Source organism: Candidatus Accumulibacter contiguus (genome assembly GCF_012940005.1).
Taxonomy (GTDB): domain Bacteria; phylum Pseudomonadota; class Gammaproteobacteria; order Burkholderiales; family Rhodocyclaceae; genus Accumulibacter; species Accumulibacter contiguus.
In genome coordinates, this window is record NZ_SPMX01000093.1 from 12656 (window position 1) to 29764 (window position 17109).

17 protein-coding genes and 3 pseudogenes are annotated in these 17109 nt (G+C 62.4%); 6 read left to right on the forward strand and 14 right to left on the reverse strand.

Going from position 1 to position 17109, the window contains the following annotated elements:
• Positions 1-225 precede the first annotated feature (225 nt).
• Positions 226-1818: an IS66 family transposase gene (tnpC, locus tag E4Q08_RS22300; protein ID WP_169072006.1), complete on the reverse strand. Its 1593-nt coding sequence runs from the start codon at positions 1816-1818 to the stop codon at positions 226-228.
• A 197-nt stretch (positions 1819-2015) separates the two neighbouring features.
• Between tnpC and E4Q08_RS22305 the strand changes: the two genes are divergently transcribed.
• Positions 2016-2549 carry an Imm57 family immunity protein gene (locus tag E4Q08_RS22305; protein WP_169072007.1) on the forward strand — a complete coding sequence of 178 codons (534 nt, stop codon included), beginning with the start codon at positions 2016-2018 and terminating at the stop codon, positions 2547-2549.
• Positions 2550-2686: 137 nt separating this feature from the next.
• Here the strand turns inward: E4Q08_RS22305 and E4Q08_RS22310 are convergent, their stop codons facing one another.
• Positions 2687-3841: an iron-containing alcohol dehydrogenase gene (locus tag E4Q08_RS22310; protein ID WP_169072008.1), complete on the reverse strand. Its 1155-nt coding sequence runs from the start codon at positions 3839-3841 to the stop codon at positions 2687-2689.
• Between the two features lie 72 nt (positions 3842-3913).
• Positions 3914-4294, reverse strand: a pseudogene (locus E4Q08_RS22315) (oxidoreductase); the annotation flags it as partial.
• A gap of 182 nt (positions 4295-4476) precedes the next feature.
• Here E4Q08_RS22315 and E4Q08_RS22320 point away from each other — a divergent pair.
• The 3 genes from E4Q08_RS22320 to E4Q08_RS22330 are packed head-to-tail and all read left to right on the forward strand — an operon-like array spanning position 4477 to position 6016.
• Positions 4477-4998 (forward strand): DUF1499 domain-containing protein, encoded by a 522-nt coding sequence (locus tag E4Q08_RS22320; RefSeq protein ID WP_211203535.1) that lies wholly within the window; start codon positions 4477-4479, stop codon positions 4996-4998.
• A 45-nt stretch (positions 4999-5043) separates the two neighbouring features.
• A complete protein-coding gene (locus E4Q08_RS22325) occupies positions 5044-5613 on the forward strand; it encodes a Uma2 family endonuclease (protein ID WP_034917824.1) in 570 nt (189 codons plus the stop codon).
• A gap of 1 nt (position 5614) precedes the next feature.
• A complete protein-coding gene (locus tag E4Q08_RS22330) occupies positions 5615-6016 on the forward strand; it encodes an S-adenosylmethionine decarboxylase family protein (protein WP_288129910.1) in 402 nt (133 codons plus the stop codon).
• 229 nt (positions 6017-6245) lie between these two features.
• Here the strand turns inward: E4Q08_RS22330 and E4Q08_RS22335 are convergent, their stop codons facing one another.
• From E4Q08_RS22335 to E4Q08_RS22355, 6 genes and pseudogenes are all read right to left on the reverse strand, one after another.
• The gene (locus tag E4Q08_RS22335) at positions 6246-6743 is read right to left on the reverse strand and encodes an REP-associated tyrosine transposase (protein ID WP_169072010.1); all 498 of its coding nucleotides are present in this window, start codon (positions 6741-6743) and stop codon (positions 6246-6248) included.
• Between the two features lie 46 nt (positions 6744-6789).
• Positions 6790-7011, reverse strand: coding sequence for a formylglycine-generating enzyme family protein (locus tag E4Q08_RS25175; RefSeq protein WP_248595086.1), 222 nt, complete (start codon positions 7009-7011; stop codon positions 6790-6792).
• Between the two features lie 83 nt (positions 7012-7094).
• Positions 7095-8297: pseudogene (locus tag E4Q08_RS25900) on the reverse strand (hypothetical protein); the annotation flags it as partial.
• Between the two features lie 308 nt (positions 8298-8605).
• The gene (locus E4Q08_RS22345) at positions 8606-9358 is read right to left on the reverse strand and encodes a hypothetical protein (protein ID WP_169072011.1); all 753 of its coding nucleotides are present in this window, start codon (positions 9356-9358) and stop codon (positions 8606-8608) included.
• Positions 9358-10335, reverse strand: coding sequence for an AAA family ATPase (locus tag E4Q08_RS22350; protein ID WP_169072012.1), 978 nt, complete (start codon positions 10333-10335; stop codon positions 9358-9360). The genes E4Q08_RS22345 and E4Q08_RS22350 overlap by 1 nt, the downstream gene beginning before the upstream one ends.
• Positions 10332-11840, reverse strand: coding sequence for a toll/interleukin-1 receptor domain-containing protein (locus E4Q08_RS22355; RefSeq protein ID WP_169072013.1), 1509 nt, complete (start codon positions 11838-11840; stop codon positions 10332-10334). The genes E4Q08_RS22350 and E4Q08_RS22355 overlap by 4 nt, the downstream gene beginning before the upstream one ends.
• Before the next feature lie 281 nt (positions 11841-12121).
• Between E4Q08_RS22355 and E4Q08_RS22360 the strand changes: the two genes are divergently transcribed.
• Positions 12122-13672 carry a Fic family protein gene (locus E4Q08_RS22360; protein ID WP_308240199.1) on the forward strand — a complete coding sequence of 517 codons (1551 nt, stop codon included), beginning with the start codon at positions 12122-12124 and terminating at the stop codon, positions 13670-13672.
• 73 nt (positions 13673-13745) lie between these two features.
• On the opposite strand, the gene E4Q08_RS22365 is transcribed toward E4Q08_RS22360, so the two are convergent.
• The 5 genes from E4Q08_RS22365 to E4Q08_RS25905 all read right to left on the reverse strand — a co-directional run bounded on the left by E4Q08_RS22365 (position 13746) and on the right by E4Q08_RS25905 (position 16635).
• Positions 13746-14555, reverse strand: a complete 810-nt coding sequence (locus E4Q08_RS22365; protein ID WP_169072014.1) for a hypothetical protein — start codon at positions 14553-14555, stop codon at positions 13746-13748.
• Positions 14556-14714: 159 nt separating this feature from the next.
• Positions 14715-14921 (reverse strand): hypothetical protein, encoded by a 207-nt coding sequence (locus tag E4Q08_RS22370; RefSeq protein ID WP_169072015.1) that lies wholly within the window; start codon positions 14919-14921, stop codon positions 14715-14717.
• Positions 14922-14995: 74 nt separating this feature from the next.
• On the reverse strand, positions 14996-15697 hold the full coding sequence (locus E4Q08_RS22375) for a hypothetical protein (RefSeq protein WP_443984462.1): 702 nt from the start codon (positions 15695-15697) through the stop codon (positions 14996-14998).
• A complete protein-coding gene (locus E4Q08_RS22380; RefSeq protein WP_169072017.1) occupies positions 15651-16091 on the reverse strand; it encodes a hypothetical protein in 441 nt (146 codons plus the stop codon). Before E4Q08_RS22380 ends, E4Q08_RS22375 begins: the two co-directional genes overlap by 47 nt.
• 25 nt (positions 16092-16116) lie before the next feature.
• Positions 16117-16635 carry a tail fiber domain-containing protein gene (locus E4Q08_RS25905; RefSeq protein ID WP_169072018.1) on the reverse strand — a complete coding sequence of 173 codons (519 nt, stop codon included), beginning with the start codon at positions 16633-16635 and terminating at the stop codon, positions 16117-16119.
• Positions 16636-16908: 273 nt separating this feature from the next.
• On the opposite strand from E4Q08_RS25905, the pseudogene E4Q08_RS26435 reads away from it, so the two are divergent.
• A pseudogene (locus E4Q08_RS26435) lies at positions 16909-17109 on the forward strand (IS701 family transposase); the annotation flags it as partial.

Sequence of the window (17109 nt, forward strand, 5' to 3'; positions counted from 1 at the left end):
TTATCCCGACTGAGAGGCTCTAAAAGGCTGACGAGATCTGTGTGCAAGAATCAGTAATTCCCGGCCTGACTTAACCTATTAATTTACATAATAAATTATCGCACCAAAGCTGTGCATGCATTTTGAGAGTCATTTGTAATCAATGGGTTGAATGATTTATGCCGGGAATTGCTGTGCAAGAATCTATGGTAACCGTTTAGCCCCCACCGATTGCGGGCCCCGCAATCAGGCGGCGGCCGGTAGCGGGGGCGCTGAGTTGCCTTTGCGCCGCTCGGCAATGACCTTGGCCAGGTAGGGCCAGGGCAGAATGTGACGTCGCCGGCAGGTGTCGATGACACTGGCCAGCAGGGCAAAGGCACGGGTGCCCTGCTCGGTTCGGGTCCCCTGGCTGAGGAGCCGGGCGATGACCCAGTGCCGCAAGGCTCGTTCCGCTTCGTGATTGGTCAACGGCAGATAGGGATGGACGACGACGATCCAGAACGCTTCCCAGTCATTGAGAAATTCGCGCGCCAGTGCGCGGGTCTTCTCATGGACCGAATCCTGGTGCTTTTCGCAGAGCTCACGGAAGGACTCCAAGCGCTCGTGGAAGCGGGGAGTGAGATCCACCGGCGGACCTTCTCGCGCTTCATCAATCGCGATCATCAGCTCGTTGAGGAGGTCGTGGGTGGCCTGTCCAAAGGCCCGCGCCTCGGTGCTCAGGCTTGCTTTGAGTCCCTCGGCCTTGCGCAACCCGTGCGCCCAACAGCGCAGCCGCTTCTGGAACCGGCGATACACCTTGTAGCCATCGCTCATCAGCCAGCCGACAAACCGGTCGCTAAAGACGTTCTCCAGGATTTCCTTGCTGCGGTGGCCAATGAAGTACAGGCAGATCGTCGGCGTGACGAGCACCCACAGCCACAGCAACTGGCCCCATTCCTTCCACGGTGTTTCATCGGCATGGGTCAAGACTTCCTGCTGCAGTTCTTCGACCAACTGTTCTTCAATCGACTCGACCGCCCGACCGGCTTCGTGGATACACTGGTTGATTGTGCTGGTGGAGAGCGCGACGCCCAGCCAGTCTCGCAGAAATTCCTGCGTCCGCCGACGCGACAGGTGCATGCGGTGGGAGAAACACACCAGCAGGCTGACCAGCATCGGCCCGACGAGATGCCATTCGCTCAGGCCGACGCTCCACCCGGGCTCGGCTCGGCAGCGGCCGGGCTCGCTGCGATTGACATGCCCACATTGGCCACAGGCAATTTCCCCGTAGAGATGTTTGTCATGGCGTATCCGCAAGCCGGGGAGCTCCGCATTCCGGTCGGTATCGAGATCCAGGACATACCGCCCGCCATGCGCGACAAACCCGGCCGGATCCAGCGCCTCACCGCAGCGCACGCAGGATTCCGGAGCATGGATCACCGTGTCGTTGATCGGCAAGGTCACCTGCCGGCTATGGCCTGCGGCCCCGGGCGGTCGCCCCGCTTTCTTGGTAGGGCCGGCCGCCGCGCCGCCCGGCGTGTCTGCCTCCGCCGGTGTGGCAAGGCCCTGCGGCTCGGCATTCCTCACCGCGCTTGCCGCACGATCCTCGTCTGCATCGGGATCCTCTGGATTGTCTGCCTTCCCAGAGGCTTCCGAGTCTGCCTCCCGGGAGACTGCCCCGTGCCACGGTGGGTCACTGCGCGGTGGCCGAGAACTCGTCTGGGAGTTCGCTTTGAGCCGTTCCCGCGCCTCTTTCAAATCCCACAGCAACTTCACCAGCAAGCCATCTTTCCGCTCTGCCGGTAACGCCATCCGCTTCTGCTCATCCAGTTGCTGAAGATCAAAGTCGCTCAGGTACACTCATTGGCTCCACGGGATACGATCACACCCTCACTGCCGCGATAAGATACCCAGACCGTCCTGCGCTGGCAAGCGCTGTGCTCAACGGCTCAACTCCGCGCCAACCTGCTGGGTAAGTGTCGTAGGGGGCTAAACGCTTACACTGAACCAGTTGATTGACAGCGAAACCGGTAGCATTCTCCTGGTGACAGATTAACATGCGGAACACATTTGCCCTCGTGCTAGCGGCCCTATTGAACCAGCCGAATCTATCATCGGTCGCTATAGCTGCTGAGGATCGAGAGGATCGCCTGATCTCACACGCTCGCTACTGTCTCCTCAACGATATTATGCTTTCAAGTGTTGCCCCCGGAACGTATCAGTCGTTAGTCTCTTGCCGTGGCAGCGAGTTGGGGCTTGCTTTTATTGGCGAAAGGTCTTCAAGAAGGGCCGACGCAGAGCTGGCGAAGCTTCGCCGCTATGTGTTAGATGGCGCGCTGGGGGAGAGCTATACGTGCTATGTCCTGTCAAAAGGCAAGCGTATGCTTTCACTTCTTGACGCCCTGGATTTCTCCGAACAGCGTAAAATCTGCGAAGCCGAGGTAGGCCAGCGGATTAGGGAATTAGGTATCGTCCCGAACAAGCTGAATGTTGATGCCGTTTGTTCCACACAAAGCAGCGCACAAAACTGGATCAAAGATATCTCCGTTGCGGCCAAAACAGGGAGAAAATGCAGCGAGCAGGAATGGTAACGCAGTCAGGGCATTCCCACTCGGAATGCATACGCCCTGAGAAGGCAAGGCTGGCCGTAGCGGTTCACCGAGCACACTGCGCTCGGCGAAGGCCCAGCTTTCCTCGGTCATCAGAAGTGCGCTCGGCCGTCATCCGCTCAGGCAGCGAGTTCGTAGACCTGCTGCGCACACGCGAGGTCGACGCTGCGATGCTCGCCCAGAGCGACCATGCCATGCCGCTTCAGTTGCGCTACCAGCGGTGCGATGGCCTCGACACCGATCCCGTAGCCGGAAAGCCTGGTCGGCACCTGCAGCGATTCGAAGAACAGCCGCGTGCGCACGATGGCTTGATCGATGCGCGCTTCGGCGTCGCCTTCGCGCAAGCCCCAGACGCGGTCGGCGTACTGCAACAGCTTGTCGCGCTTTTCCTCACGCCGCACCTGCAGCATCGCCGGCAGAACCACCGCGAGCGTCTGCGCATGGTCGAGACCGTGCAGAACGGTGAGTTCGTGTCCGAGCATGTGCGTCGCCCAATCCTGCGGAACGCCGGCACCGATCAGGCCGTTCAGGGCCAGCGTGGCGGTCCACATCAGGTTGGCGCGCACCGCGTAATTCTCCGGCTCGCGCAATGCGCGCGGGCCTTCTTCGATCAGGGTCAGCAGCAGGCCTTCGGCGAAGCGGTCCTGCACCTTGGCGTCGGCCGGGTAGGTGAGGTATTGCTCGGCGATGTGTACGAAAGCGTCGACGACGCCGTTGGCCACCTGGCGCGGCGGCAGCGTGAAGGTCTTGCTCGGGTCGAGGACCGAGAAGCGGGGGAAGAGCCGGTCGTTGAGGAAGGCCAGCTTGTCGTTGCTCGCGCGGCGGGTGATCACGGCGCCGTTGTTCATCTCCGATCCGGTCGCCGGCAGGGTGAGGACGCTGCCGAAAGCAATCGCGCTAGTCACCGCAGCGCGCTTGGCCAGCATATCCCACGGGTCGCCGGCGAAAGGAATCGCGGCGGCGATGAATTTGGTGCCGTCGATCACCGAGCCGCCGCCCACCGCGAGCAGGAAGTCTACCTTCTCGCGACGCGCGAGGGCAACGGCCTGCATCAGCGTTTCGTAAGTCGGGTTGGGTTCGATGCCGGCGAACTCGAAGACCGCGAAGTGCTTCAGCGCGGCCTTGACTTCGTCGAGCGTCCCGCTCCTGACGACGCTACCGCCGCCGTAGGTGATCAGGACGCGCGCGCCGGCCGGAATTTCGGCAGCGATGTCGGCAATGCGGCCCTGGCCGAAAAGGATGCGGGTCGGATTGTGAAAGGTGAAATTCTGCATGGAAGGTTCCTTGGATTCTGTGATTCAGGCGGCGGTGTCGAGGAAGGGGTAGTCGGTGTAGCCATGCTGGTCGCCACCTTCCTGCAGGTCCGGGTGCGAGATGCGCCCGACGTGCCAGAGCTGAATGACGATCTTGCCGCACCTGGCATGCACCGCGTCGGTCACCCGTTTCCAGCCGGCAACCTGCTCGGCGCTGTAGATCCCCGGCGTCTGGATGTAGCCCTTGCCCTGCGGCGAGATTTGCGACGCCTCGCTGATGATCAGGCCGGCGCTGGCGCACTGGGCGTAGCAGGTGACGGAGAGCGGGCCCGGTACGTCGCCAAGCAGCGCACGGCTACGCGTCAGCGGCGCCATGACAAGACGATTGGCGAGGGTCAGCGACCCCATGCGGTAAGGCTGAAAGAGATCGGTCAATATGGATACATCAGCGCTGCTGTGGTGTGCTACGGACATCGTGAACTCCTGAAATTATGGACCGACCGGTCCGAAAATAGCAAAAAAAGGGCTCACCGTCTGTACTCCAGAAGACAGACGAGATGCGCGTCGGCAAAGGCTGCCAGCCGCGCGCTTTCGACGTCGCCCTTGGCCAGCACCTGCAGGCCGGCGATCAGACTCAAACAGGCGCACAGGATAGAATGGACACCTCATTCAGCCAGCGGAGAGTTGACGTGCAGATCATCAAGTGGATCGGGATCGGTGTAGCGGCGATCGCTGCGCTGGCGTTGCTGGCCGGGCAGCTCGGCCTGCTCAAGGGAACACCTCCCGCTGACCTGGGCGTGCGCGAGGGCAAGCTCAAGAAACCATCGGAAACCGCCAACAGTGTGAGCAGCCAGGCCCTGCTCTGGCCCGGCCATCCGCAGCGCGAGTATGCCGACATCGCGCCGCTGGCCCTGCGCGGCGATGGGCCGGCAACGCTGGCCAAGCTGAAGAACGTGCTTCAGTCTCTGCCAGACGTCACTCTTGTCGACAGCCGCGCCGACTACCTCTACGTGCAGTTCACCACGCGAGTGATGAAGTTCGTCGACGACGCGGAGTTCTGGTTCGACCCGGCGAGCGGCATGATACAGCTACGTTCCTCGTCGCGCGTCGGGAGCCGCGATTTCGGTGTCAATCGCCAGCGCATCGAAGCGCTGCGCGAGAGGCTGGCGGCTTCCTGAGCGAGGCGCCGCAGCTTTAAGATGAACCTTCCGAAGGAGACCCCGATGACCGCCCTGCCCGCGCCGAACCGTGCCTCCCTCTACGAGCAACTCTGCGCTTTGCCCGAAAACCTGACCGGCGAGCTCATCGACGGCCAGTTGCACGCCCAGCCCCGTCCGAGCGGCCGCCATGGTCTGGCCGAGCGGGCACTCAATGTCGACCTCGGCGGGCCTTACGACTTCGGTCGCAACGGCCCCGGCGGCTGGTGGATCATTCCGGAACCGGAAGTGCACTTCGTTCGCGATAGCGAAGTGGCGGTGCCCGACCTCGCCGGCTGGCGGCGCGAACGCATGCCGCGGGTACCCGACGACCAGCGCTTCGAAGTCGTTCCGGACTGGGTCTGTGAAATTCTCTCGCCGACCAGCGCGCGCCGGGACCGCATCGTCAAGCTACCGTTCTACGCCCGCCATGGCGTCGCTTACGCCTGGCTGGTCGATCCCGAGGCGCACACGCTCGAAGCCTTTGCCTTGCGCCAGGGTCACTGGCTGCTGATCGCCTCGCTGCAGGATGACGCCGCGGTACGCGTCGCGCCCTTCGATGCGGTTGCGTTTCCCCTGGCGGATCTCTGGGCGTAGAGTGCAATGCGCTTCGCTTATTGCACCCTACGCGCTGCTGGAAGAGGAAAAGACACCACTCTACGACTGCCGCTGCGAAGCGCGCCTGCTCGATGACGCGGAGGCGCTGCGGGAGCTTTGCCTGGCGGTCTGTTCGACGCCGGGGCTGACGCCCGTCGGGCTGCTCTGCCACCAGTTCGGCAGCGCCCTGGAGCCGGCCGGTGCGACCGGTGCGGTGGTGCTTGCCGAGTTGCATCTGGCCGTCCATACCTGGCCGGAGGCCCAGGCGGTGACGCTGGATCTCTATGTCTGCAATTTCAGCCAGGAAAACCAATCAACAACAAATCGCGCGCTATCGCCGCCGCCAACCCGAGCGCACCCTGCTCTAGCGCACCGTGCAGACCCACCTGGCGACTTGGCTTGAACTTTCCTGTGGCTCTCAGCCAGGCGACTCGGTTCGGGCCTACGTCGAGTGCGAATTTCGTTGCACCCTCGAAGGTGGCATCCTTGCCCATGGCTTTGCCCGTGCCCGGCAATGCGTTCTCCCGGTTGCGCCCGATGGCTAGCCCATCGCGACGCAGGCGTAGGTTGGGCTGAGCTTGCGAAGCCCAACACCATTCACCGTTGCCTGGCCCCTCACGACGCCGCTCTTCTCAACTCCGCCCCCAGTCAGTGCCGACGATCCCTCGTTCGATGTACGCATGCAGCGTCGAGTGCGGCCAGTCGGTCGGTTGCTTGACCCAGCCGTGCTTTACCGGATTGTAATGGATGTAGTCGATATGCCGTTCGAGATCGGTTGGGTGACGGATCTGGTGTTCCCAGTAGCGCCATTGCCAGATGCCGCGCTCGCCCTTGTTCTGCCGGCTGGGGCTGATGGCTTCGCTCCTTGGCAGGCTTCGCGAAAAACCAGACTTGATCAGCGACCAGCGGAGAGCGAAGTTGGCGTCGCCCGCGGGAAGCCGCCAGATCGCGTGCAGATGTTCCGGAAGAACGACCATGGCCAGGAGTTTGAACGGGTGTGCCTTGCGGACTGTGGTCATCGCCGTGCGCAGCGTTTCGATGTGGCGTACCAGGGTATCGGAGTCTCGGTCGGCGAGGTTGACGGTGAAGACGCAGGTTCCGCCGGGAGTGTTCGCGCAGTGATAGTCCATGGGTTGCTCCGTTCGCGGTGGTGTTGGGCTTCGTTCCTCGGCCCAGCTACTCGTCTCGATCTAGGGCCAGCCGGAACCCAACACTGTGGTCGCGCTTGCCAGGCATGCTCCAATACCTTACGGCACAACGCGTTGCCCCGCCAACGTCGCACCACGAGCCGCCGCGCAACACGCGGGAGCGTGTCGACGACCCCTCTGGGTCAAGCGGTGCAGCCGTTGGATATGCACCGTACCAGTCGGCACACCATTCCCGCACATTACCGTGCATCTCGTGTTCAAGCTAGGCTGGAGGTGGTTGAGTTTGGCGACGAACCTCTGAACATCATCCCAACTGACGTTCTCGACCGGATTGCGCGGATCATCGAGGAATTCACTCGGATTCTTTCCCATTACCTCTTGCCACAAAGCCTGCGTGCAAGCGGTGTCGGCGAGCCAGAAGCCGCGGTTCAGCGTTACCGAGTGTTGCACTTCGTCATCGCCACGTTCCAGCTCGCTTACCGGCGACCCCATTAGGAAGGTTCCTTTGGGGATCCAGCGGAAGCGCTGGCTGACGCCGCCGACGCTGATTTCGCCGAACAGCCCGTAGCCATCGACACCGAGTGCCTGCTCGCTGCTCCAGCGGCCGGCCTCTCCGGCCTGTGGCGCTTGCCAGTCGAGACGGCAGCGCTCGCCGAACCAGATCACCTCGGCATACAGGCCGCATGCGTCGCGCCCGAGCGTGCGTGCCCACGGCGGCCTTTCGAGCGCGCTGACCGTGAGGTCGATGTGTCGCGAATGCAGTTCGATGCGCTCGACGTCGCGTGTCAGCCGGGCGATGATTTGCGGCAGCGCAGCAGCGGCGACGTAGACTGCAGCAGACGCTGCCGTCGCCGCTGAACGGATGACGCGCACGAAAACGCCGCCGTCGACGAGCATCAGGTCGGCGTAATGGCTACCCCCTTCCGGCAGTTCAGGAACCTTCCTGTCGAGCGGTTCGAGCCGCAGTTCCGCGCCGCGTTGCCGCAAAGCGCAGGCGATTCGGTGACGGGCAGGCTCGGGGTCGAGGAAGAAACGCACTGCCTCCTGGCGGACGCCGGCCGGCAACTCGACCACTTCGCCGCGCGCCAGGCGTTCACGCTGCGCGAGTGCCCAGAGCGCGGCCTGGGCTTCGTCTTCAGCGAACACTTCGTCGCTCTGGCGGCCGACGTGGCGGCGCAACCACTGCTGCAGTCCTGGCGAATCGCCACGCTCGAGAGCCGTCCGGGCGATGGCGTGCTGCCATTGCTCGATGGCCTGCGCTGCGGCGGCTGACAGGCTCGTCGGTGCCAGCCGCCAGCAGGTAGCCAGTTCGGCCAGCCGTACCGATTCAGGCAGGCCGGCATGGTGGGCAATGATCAAACCGACGGCCACGTTTTGCTGCTCGGGCGGGAGCTGGGCGAAGCGGCTCTGGTATTTCTCGATCGCCCCCAGCCCGGCAAACTGGCAGCCCTGCACACCGGCGAGCACGTCCGGATGCTGCCAGAGCATCGCTTCGGCCAGCACGTCGGCTTCAGCGGCCGGCAGCAAATGGCGCATCGCGCGCAGCAGAGGCGGTTCGAAAACTATCGCCGGTGCGAGCAGACTGAGCAGTTGTTCGACCGCCGCCGCGCTGTGCTCGGCGGCAGTTCTAGCCGGCGGTGCGCCTGCCGTCGAGCGGCGCAGCAGGCTATGCCGGTCCCATTCGACGATCTCGAAGCAGCTCTGCAGACTAGACGGGAGCAGCTCGGCGGGAACCGGACAGAGGACCAGCGCCGGGCACGCGGCGCTGCGCAAGCGGCCGCCGAACCTTTGCCAGCCGAGCAGCGTTTCGGGGGTGCCGTCGAGCAGGCCGAGGTCGCTGAGAATCAGCAAGGGTGTCGCCGCAGGCGGCACCTGCCAGTGCTGCGTCGCGCTCTGCAGCGGCCGCCGGACGAGCGGTTGCCGGCCGGGCTCGCTGGCGAGCACGCGCCGATCGAGTCCGAGTTGGCCGTGGCGCTTTTCGAGGGCGCGCGGCAGAGGCGGTTGAAATCCCTGTGAAACGGCTGTGTCTGGCGGTTGTAGTCGGCGAGGATGGCAATTCGCGGACTCCAGCCGTGGCGGCGGAGCATCGGGATGCGATGCAGCACCTCGCCGCGCGTCAGCCGGTCGACGAGGCGCGGCAGGTCGGGCTGGCGCGAATCGACCGTTTGGCCGAGCGTGCGCCGCAGGAAGGGCCACAGCCGCGACCAGCGCGTCAAGGGTTGCGGTACAGGCAGCCGCACCGAGCCGGGAGGAGGGCGGCTGTCCTCGCTCAGCACCTGCGCGTCGGCGAGCCACGGCGGCGCGCCGTTCGGTCCGTCGCCGGGCTGAGGGTCGGTCTGCCGGTGTTCGGTGACGTGGAAGAAGCGGGCGGCAGGAAGCGTCGCCGGGCGTTCGGGTAGCGGTGAGAAAGTTTCGGCAAAGGCCATGACAAAGGGCGAGATGCTGACATTCGCGAAGGCAGTCACCAGCGGCGGTGCCTCCTGTCGATCGTAACCCAGCGCCCCCGCCGCCTGTTCGAGCGCCTGCTCGCCCTGTTCGGCATAAACGCGCAGCAGATCGGCGCGGCCGACGGCGGTCCGAGTGCGTAGCGGTATCATCAGCCGGCCGGCGGGTGTTTTCTGAGGGCGAAGTCCTGCACCTTGCCGAGCAGCGCCGGCTGTTTCGTCGGATCGTCTTCGAGCGTGACGACGACGCGCAGCAGGTCGATGTACTCGGCATGCCCCGGCCCTTGCAGTCCCTGGTCTTCGGCGACCTGCCGGTCTTGCCACAGCTGGCCGGCGGCATTGCGATACACATCATCGGCACAGCGCTGCTTGAAATGCAGCTTGCCGCGGGCGATCAGCGCGGCGGTGAATTCGTGCTCGGATTTCGGCATTTGCAGATTCAGCACCAGGCAGCGGCGGACGAAGGCGGCCGGTAGTTCGCGTTCCTCGTTGGTCGTGATCACCACCAGAGGCGTTGGTGTTCCCTCGGCAGCGCTCACCGGCTCATCGAGCCAGGGAACGGTGAACGCGCCGTTGCCGAGTGTTTCCAGCAGGCCGTTGGGCAGGTCGGCTTCGGCCTTGTCGATCTCGTCGATCAGCAGGACGCAGCCCTTGCCCGGCGACCAGCCTGCTGGCGGCTGCGGTCGTGCGGTCTGGCCACCGCCGCGCTCGTGCTGAGCTACGGCCGAATGCCAGTTGAACACCCACCACAGCGCGCCGGGGCTCAGATAGTTGCGCTGGTCGAGGCGGCGGCGGACCTCTTCCGGGCTGTGGTGACCGGTGCCCATCGCCTGAGCATCGCCAAGCCGGCCGAGTGCGTCGAAGCGCCACTGCAGGTCCTGGCTTTCGCTGCGCGCATGCACCACTTCGGCGACGAACAGCCGTTTCAGGACCTCGGCGGCCGCGCGCGCCAACTGGCTATTGCCCGAGCCGGGCTCGCCACGTACCAGCAGCGGCCGCTGTGCCGCCAGCGCGGCACGTACCGCCCAGGCCGAATTTTTGTCGAAACGGTGTACCGTCGCCGGCCACGAACCGCGTTGTGGCAGCGGGATCTCGTCGAGGAGGATGCTGGGAATGATCGTGGCGTTCATGGCTTTCTGGCGAGCTGTTCGGGAATGGTCAGGAAGTTCCGGATCACGGTTCTGAAGTAGTCTTCATCGCTGACCAGCAGGGCAGGGGTGCCGCCGGACGGCTTGAAGAAAATTACGGTGATCGCGGGGAGTCTGTCTTTGGCGAGCAGTTTCTGGTAGAAGTCTGGCCGGCAGAGGCGGCTCGCCTGTTCGAGAGGCACCGGAATGTAGTGGTGGAAAGTCTTGTGCTTGTCGCGAAAGCGCAACTCGTTGTTCAGCGTCCGCAAATCTTTCGGCGACAGCGTCGAGCGCGACTCCTCCGGAAACACCCGTGCCCAAACTTCAAGCATCAGTTTGTCGAGCGCAGCCTCGTCACTCCAGCCGGTTTCATACTGCGGCTGCGGGATCAACTCGTCCCCGACCACTTCCGACGTGCCTTTCTGAGCACGCAGCCTCGGAGCAATCTGTCGATAGCGGGAACTGACGAGTTCGACGCCGAATGGAGTCTCGACGACGATCTCGAAACCGAGCTTGCCGGCCGACAGCGCGCTTCGGCTGGCCTGACCAAGCCACTCGCCGTCGACGGCAAGCAGGCTCAGCCAGGCGAGAACCGACTTGGCGACGCTCCAGGTGTCGACGAACTCTGGCTGTCGTGGATCGAGCACTGCCAGCGCACTTTTCGTCGCCGGAAAGAGCAGGTCTTCGAGGGCTTGCTCCGGGTCAACCGCACACAAACTGGCCGCCATGTCGGCGGAGGGTTCGACCCCGGCATCGCGCATCGTGGTCTGCAGCGAGTTGGTGAGCCGGCTGCTGCAGGCCAGGATCTTGCGGATCTCGTCGGTGATCTGCATGCGGAAGGGGTCCGGGGGTGCGACCGTTGACTGGGGCAGTATTTTGTCGAGCAGAGCGGCGAAATCGGTGCCGACATGAACTTCTTCGGTCAGGGTATTCATGTCCGCGAGGATGCTCTGCAGTTCATCGATCAGCCGCCGGCATTCCGCGTAGCCATCGAGATCCTTGCGTAACTCCAGCGTGTATTTCGGGTCGCCGAGTCCGTTGATGGCCGTCTGCAGGTCTGCGATCTCCTTTTCCCAGTACTTGATGTAGGGAATGCGGTCGATCGGCTTGTGGAAGCATGTTCCCGAGAGAACGATCGGATTTACCCGCTGGCGGGTGGTGTCCCTCAAGTGGATATAATAACCTCTAATATATTGATTATAATACACTATATTAGTCTCATATCCACGTCTGGACCACCACCCGCTGGCGGAAGGCCTTGTTTTCGTGGATCTGACGCAACTCGTACATGCAGTAGTCGGATTTGAAGTAGCCTCGCTGAGCACCAGCACGACATGCCTACCGGCGCCGATCTCGTCCATGAACTGCCGGATCGAATCGCCGTAGCGGATGCTGGTCTTGTCACGCAGCAGTTCGATCCCGCGCGCAGCACATGCGTTTTCGAGCTTGTCGACCAGCCAGTTCTGTTCTTCCTCTTTCCAGGCGTACGAGACGTAGATGCTGACCATCGAACCCCCTCCCTTCGGGTCTGGTGGAGAGTACATCATCGGGATGATCGGGCCTGCGGTGTGGTGGTGTTCGCGCCTGCCACGAACCAGCCAGAAAAACCCGTTCCACGTGGCAAGTATCCGCGGCGCCGGCGCACGAGTCAAATGGGAGATGTGCGCTCTCCGTACCGGTGGAAAACGCGGCGACTGCAAACGGTGCTCGCTCACTTCTAATCGATTCATTGACCGGATGTCTGCTTGTAATCAAAATATTGCAGGATTAAACGAATCCGGGAAGAACTGTGAACAACGAAGTGTCCGACTGGATCGGGTATCGATGGCTGGCACAACAGTATGGCGTCTTGCCGGTGCAAGCGTTTCGCACCGACAGCGCCATTGCCAGATCCCGCGCCACGGTGCGCAAGGACGGCTGCACCCATCAGTATTACCCGTCCTCAGCCCGGCCTGCCGATACCCTGGCGGCGCATCTGGGCTTCGCGCTCAAGCACGAAGGCATCCACCTGGAGTTCCTCGCGCGGCTGTTCGACGTTATTCCGGTAGCCGAGCTCGAGGCCTGGGTTGCGGCCGAGCCGACTGGCCAGTACGCGCGCCGTGCGGGCTTCTTCTACGAATACCTGACTGGCCGGCGCCTGGCGTTCCCCGGCGTCGTCGCCGGCAACTACGTCTCCGCTCTGGACCATGAATCCTGGGTGACGGCTGTTCGGCCGGTCAACAATCCGCGCTGGCGCGTTCGCGACAACCTGCCGGGCTCGCGTGACTATTGCCCGCTGGTGTTAAGAACCCCGAGGGTGCAGCAGGCCGAACGGTACGACTGCGCCCGGCGCCTGGCCGATCTGGAGGGTGAGTTCGGCGTCGACGTGTTGCAGCGCAGCGTGGTCTGGCTGACGATCAAGGAAAGCCGGGCGAGCTTTGCGATCGAGCAGGAAGGGCAGCAGGTCGATCGTGTGCGGCGCTTTGCCGCAATGATGGAGCGGTACTGCGGGCAGTACCCCGAGCCGCTGTCCGAAGGCGCGCTGGGTGAACTGCAGGCGCAGATCCTCGGGCCGCGGGCGACGCGCTACGGCGTGCGCCGCTCGCCGGTGTTCGTCGGTGAACGGGACGGTTTTACCGAGCTGGTGCACTACATCGCTCCGCACTGGCACGATGCGCGCTCGCTGCTGTCCGGCCTGCGCGACTTCGCAGACCGAACGGCCGGCGCTAGTGCACTGGTGCGCGCCGCGGTGCTGTCTTTCGGTTTCGTGTACATTCACCCGATGTCCGACGGCAATGGCCGCCTCTCGCGCTTCCTGATCAACGATGTGCTGCGGCGGGACCAGGCCATTCCGGCGCCGTTCATCCTGCCGGTGTCGGCCGCCATCACCAGCTCGGCGGTCCATCGGCGCCGTTACGACCAGGTGCTCGAATCGTTCTCGCGACCGCTGATGCACAAGTACGCCGAGGCCTGGCGCTTCGGCGCAGAACAGGTCGCCGAGGATGGTGTGCACTACAATCTGCAGTTTGATGCCTACCAGGACGCACTGCCCGCGTGGCGCTATCCCGACATGACCGACCATGTCGAGTACCTGGCCGAGGTCGTGCAAAGGACGATCGAGCAGGAAATGCGCAAGGAAGCGGGCTATCTGCGTGGCCTGCGCAACGCCCGCGAGCGTGTCAAGCAGGTGATCGAAGGACCGGATGGCGACATCGACCGGATCATCCGATCGGTGCGAGAAAACGCCGGCAAATTGTCGAACAAGCTGCTCAAGGAATTCCCGGCTCTGGCAGACGATGACCTCGCGAGCGAGGTGCTGGCGGCCATCGAGGCGGCGTTGGCGCCGCCAGGCAAGCTTTGACCTTGCGTGCCTCGGCAGCCGGGAATAGCCGGTGCGTTGGCAGGCCGGGGTGTGAGCAGTTGGGCGGTGGCCTTCAGTCGGTGCCGCAGAGAATCGTCACGCTGGGGATGACCTTGCCGATTTTGCCTTCGGCGAATGCCGTGCCAAGCGCCAGGGTCAGCTCCCATTCGCCACGCAAGGACAGCCTCGCGGTGCTGCGGAAGAGGCGTTGATCGCCGGCGATCTGCGTACGTTCCAGGAAGCTCAGATCGGCTCGTGGATTGAGCAGACGCAGAGTGAAGCCGGGGTCTTCGCAGCCGGCGAGATGAAAGCGGTCGATATCGGCAAGCGCGGCCAGTGCGGTGGCGACGGCAGGCGTCAGCAGCTCGTCCGCCTGGCTGATCTGCGCCGCCCAGGCGTTGATCTCGATCGTCGCACGGCAGGGCGAGCGTTGCTGGTAGCCGCGGGCGGGCGTGTCGACCTTCAGCAGCAGCTTGAAGTCGCCAGCCGGCGGGCGATAGAAGGTGAGCACTTCGATCTCGGTGACTTCTTCTCCTTCGGTGCGCTTGTGGACAGTTGGCTCGTAGTCATCGCCGCGCTGCGCCAGCCGCCCTGGCGCAGTCTCGATTTCGAGGAGCCTTTCTATCGTGCCGGTCGCCAACGGAAAGTCGAAGCGCAGGCCATCGCCGTTCAAGGTCACGGTCTGTGTGAGCTGGACAGCGTCACGCAGGTCTTCCGCGTTGTCCGGTGCCTTGCGCAGAGGCCGCAGCTTGATCACCGAAAGGTTGAGCAGCGGTGTGTCGGCTGCGGCGGGGGGAAGCATCGGGCCGGCGACCAGTTTCGTGCTTTCCGGCAGCGACGCGCGCAGATTGCCTGCGAGCCAGGTTTCGAAGGTGTTCAGCATTTCGTCAGAGAGGCAGGCAATGCGCAGGTCGCGCGGTGTGAGATGAATCGCAGCAGCAGTGGTTGCGCTGCGCCATCACTTGCCGAGCAGCGCGCCAGGGGTGGGCGGTCTGTAGGCTGCGTGGTGGCGAAGCACTGGCAAACATCAGCGAACGAGGCCTCAGGTCGCTGACGGCGATTCGGGCGACTCGGCGGCCGCTGGATCAGCGCCCGGCAGCATCTCTTCCAGCACCTGGATGGCGCCACTGATGCGCAACAGCGTCTGGTGCAGATCCGCCTGTCGGTTCTGCAATTCGGCCATCACCTTCTGGCCGGAGGCGTATTCCTCGCGAAGTTCCTTGAGGCGGTTTTCGAGTTTTTCTTGCATTTTGAGTCCTGGCAAATAAGGTAGGGGAACCGTACGGGTGCTGCCGGCCATTATCGCAGGCAGCCTTTAGTTCGCTATATCCAGACTTCCTGGGCCTCCAGCGTCCAGCGTGAGTTTGCCCATCCAGTGTAGGCCTCACAGGCGTATGTGGAAATCGGACCTACCCAGATGCCAATCGTGTGGACTCCGGGCGGAATTCCCACCGCGTATCCGACGATTGTCGCTGGGTCATGACGATCGATGATCGTGACGCCACCGTCGCACAGCGAGTACTTGTCCTGATAGATCGCGCCGCCCGGGGGAGCGCTGCCGTCAACCCTGATTTCCCAGCGTGCGGCGGTATTGTTTCCTCGCACTCGGATGTTGTCGCAATAGATGATGCGGATGGCGGTGTTCTCGTGAATCTTGTGGAAGCTTAGAACCCTGGAAACGATCTGGCCGTTGTCGGTTGGATCTGAGGGGCCAAGGCCGGTTGCCATACTTATTCTTCGGACAAACCCGTCAGTAACGTTCAGATCTCCGATGACCTCCAGTTTTGCACGAGGCGTTTCTGTGCCAATGCCGACATTACCCCTCCCGTCAAGAACCAGCTCATAACTCCATGGTTGCCGAACAAAACGCATCTTGTTGTTATGAACATAGATCGCCCAGTCATCGTATTCCGTACTGATGAAGTCGAGCTGCGCGGCATTTCCTTTGATGGCCAACTGACCGCCATAGCCGAGCCCGCTATCCGGATCCTTGGGGGCACCGGCCCCGCCAGCTCCTCCTCGCACGGTCAACCTGCTTCCTATCCCGACGGTGCCTTCGACGAGCAAGTTCTTGTCCAGTTGCAGGTTGCCACTGACGCTCCCCCCCGGCCCGACTCAGCTTGTCGTCTTGCAGGCCCTTGACGGTGGCCAGCAGGTCGGCAATGTCGCCGAGCAGCGCCTTGCCATTCACTTTCAGGTCGCCGCCGACGTTGAGGTTGCCGCTGGTGTTCAGGGTGCTGACGCTGATGTCGGCGGTCGGATCGATAGCCTTCCCAGGGATGAGGCGGCCGTCGTCCCTGCCGGTGTGCGTGTGCTTTAGGATCTCCTCGCGCGTCTGGATTTGAAGTTCGTTCCAGTCGCCGCTGCGGATGATGTCGTTCGGGTCCTTGCGGACGTACGGGTCGGGTCTGTCGGCCATTAGAAGAGTACCTCGCAGATCATGGTCATTTCATCCTGCCATCGTTGCGGAGTTCGGTGATTTGCGCCTGTTGCTCCTTGATGGCTTCGATGATTACCGGAATCAGGCCCATGGTGTTGACAAACTTACGTTCCGTGAGCGTAGTTACCAGCTCTGGAAAAACCTGTTCGACTTCCTGGGCGATGACACCCATTTCTCTTCCTGTTCCAAGGCTTTCCTCATTCCAGGAGAAAGAAACGCCGCGCAGGGACAACAATTTTGCCAAGGGGCTATCGATAGGCGCGAGATCTTTCTTCAGTCTCAGATCCGATATTTGCGATCCCAGGTTCCAAATTACGTGCATGGCTTGATCGTAAATAACCAGATTCCTATCGGGTTGCATAACCAATCTATATAGGTCATTGTTTGACAACAATTGATCCAGGCCACCAGTTATTCTGCCGGTGACATTTAGATTGCCAATAACCTCTAATTTCTGACTGGGCGCATGCGTACCAATCCCCACATTACCATTTCCGTCAAGGACCAGATCGCTATAATCCACCCGATTACCCACAACTCACTTGACATAGGAGCGCGCGGCGTGGCTTGACTCCAACGCGATAGCAAACGCTGTTGCATTTCCGCTTACCCACCCCATATATGCAAACGGCAACAGTTTTCAAGCTGTTGTTAAAACGTATATTTCGTAATTCTACTTTGCCACATTTCTAAAATGGTTGAAATACAGGCTATTGAGCTACATATCTAATGCTCTACCACATAAGGAGTATGACGATGAAATCGCCAAATTTATTTATTTGGGATCGGGCGTGCGGTGGCCAGCTGCTGCGAGAATCTGACCAGCCATTTTCAGTCGTTCCGGGAGTGTTTCCGCAGTAAAACGCGAAGCACGGCCGAGCAAGCTGAACAGTACTTGCGGGGCCTTTTTCAAAGCCCTCGTGCGAACCTGGAACAGATGAGCGAGACGGTGGCGGAGACCGAGTATTACAGCCTCCACCACCTGTTGAGCGATGCT

Excerpts from the sequence above, each read along its gene's own strand:
- E4Q08_RS22320 (WP_211203535.1), top strand. The coding sequence starts at position 4,477 with ATGGACACCTCATTCAGCCAGCGGAGAGTTGACGTGCAGATCATCAAG.
- E4Q08_RS22380 (WP_169072017.1), bottom strand. The coding sequence starts at position 16,091 with ATGGCCGACAGACCCGACCCGTACGTCCGCAAGGACCCGAACGACATC.
- E4Q08_RS22370 (WP_169072015.1), bottom strand. The coding sequence starts at position 14,921 with ATGCAAGAAAAACTCGAAAACCGCCTCAAGGAACTTCGCGAGGAATAC.
- E4Q08_RS22305 (WP_169072007.1), top strand. The coding sequence starts at position 2,016 with ATGCGGAACACATTTGCCCTCGTGCTAGCGGCCCTATTGAACCAGCCG.
- E4Q08_RS22345 (WP_169072011.1), bottom strand. The coding sequence starts at position 9,358 with ATGATACCGCTACGCACTCGGACCGCCGTCGGCCGCGCCGATCTGCTG.
- E4Q08_RS22365 (WP_169072014.1), bottom strand. The coding sequence starts at position 14,555 with ATGCTGAACACCTTCGAAACCTGGCTCGCAGGCAATCTGCGCGCGTCG.
- E4Q08_RS22335 (WP_169072010.1), bottom strand. The coding sequence starts at position 6,743 with ATGGACTATCACTGCGCGAACACTCCCGGCGGAACCTGCGTCTTCACC.
- E4Q08_RS22355 (WP_169072013.1), bottom strand. The coding sequence starts at position 11,840 with ATGGTCAGCATCTACGTCTCGTACGCCTGGAAAGAGGAAGAACAGAAC.
- E4Q08_RS22350 (WP_169072012.1), bottom strand. The coding sequence starts at position 10,335 with ATGAACGCCACGATCATTCCCAGCATCCTCCTCGACGAGATCCCGCTG.
- E4Q08_RS22325 (WP_034917824.1), top strand. The coding sequence starts at position 5,044 with ATGACCGCCCTGCCCGCGCCGAACCGTGCCTCCCTCTACGAGCAACTC.
- E4Q08_RS22310 (WP_169072008.1), bottom strand. The coding sequence starts at position 3,841 with ATGCAGAATTTCACCTTTCACAATCCGACCCGCATCCTTTTCGGCCAG.
- E4Q08_RS25175 (WP_248595086.1), bottom strand. The coding sequence starts at position 7,011 with ATGCACGGTAATGTGCGGGAATGGTGTGCCGACTGGTACGGTGCATAT.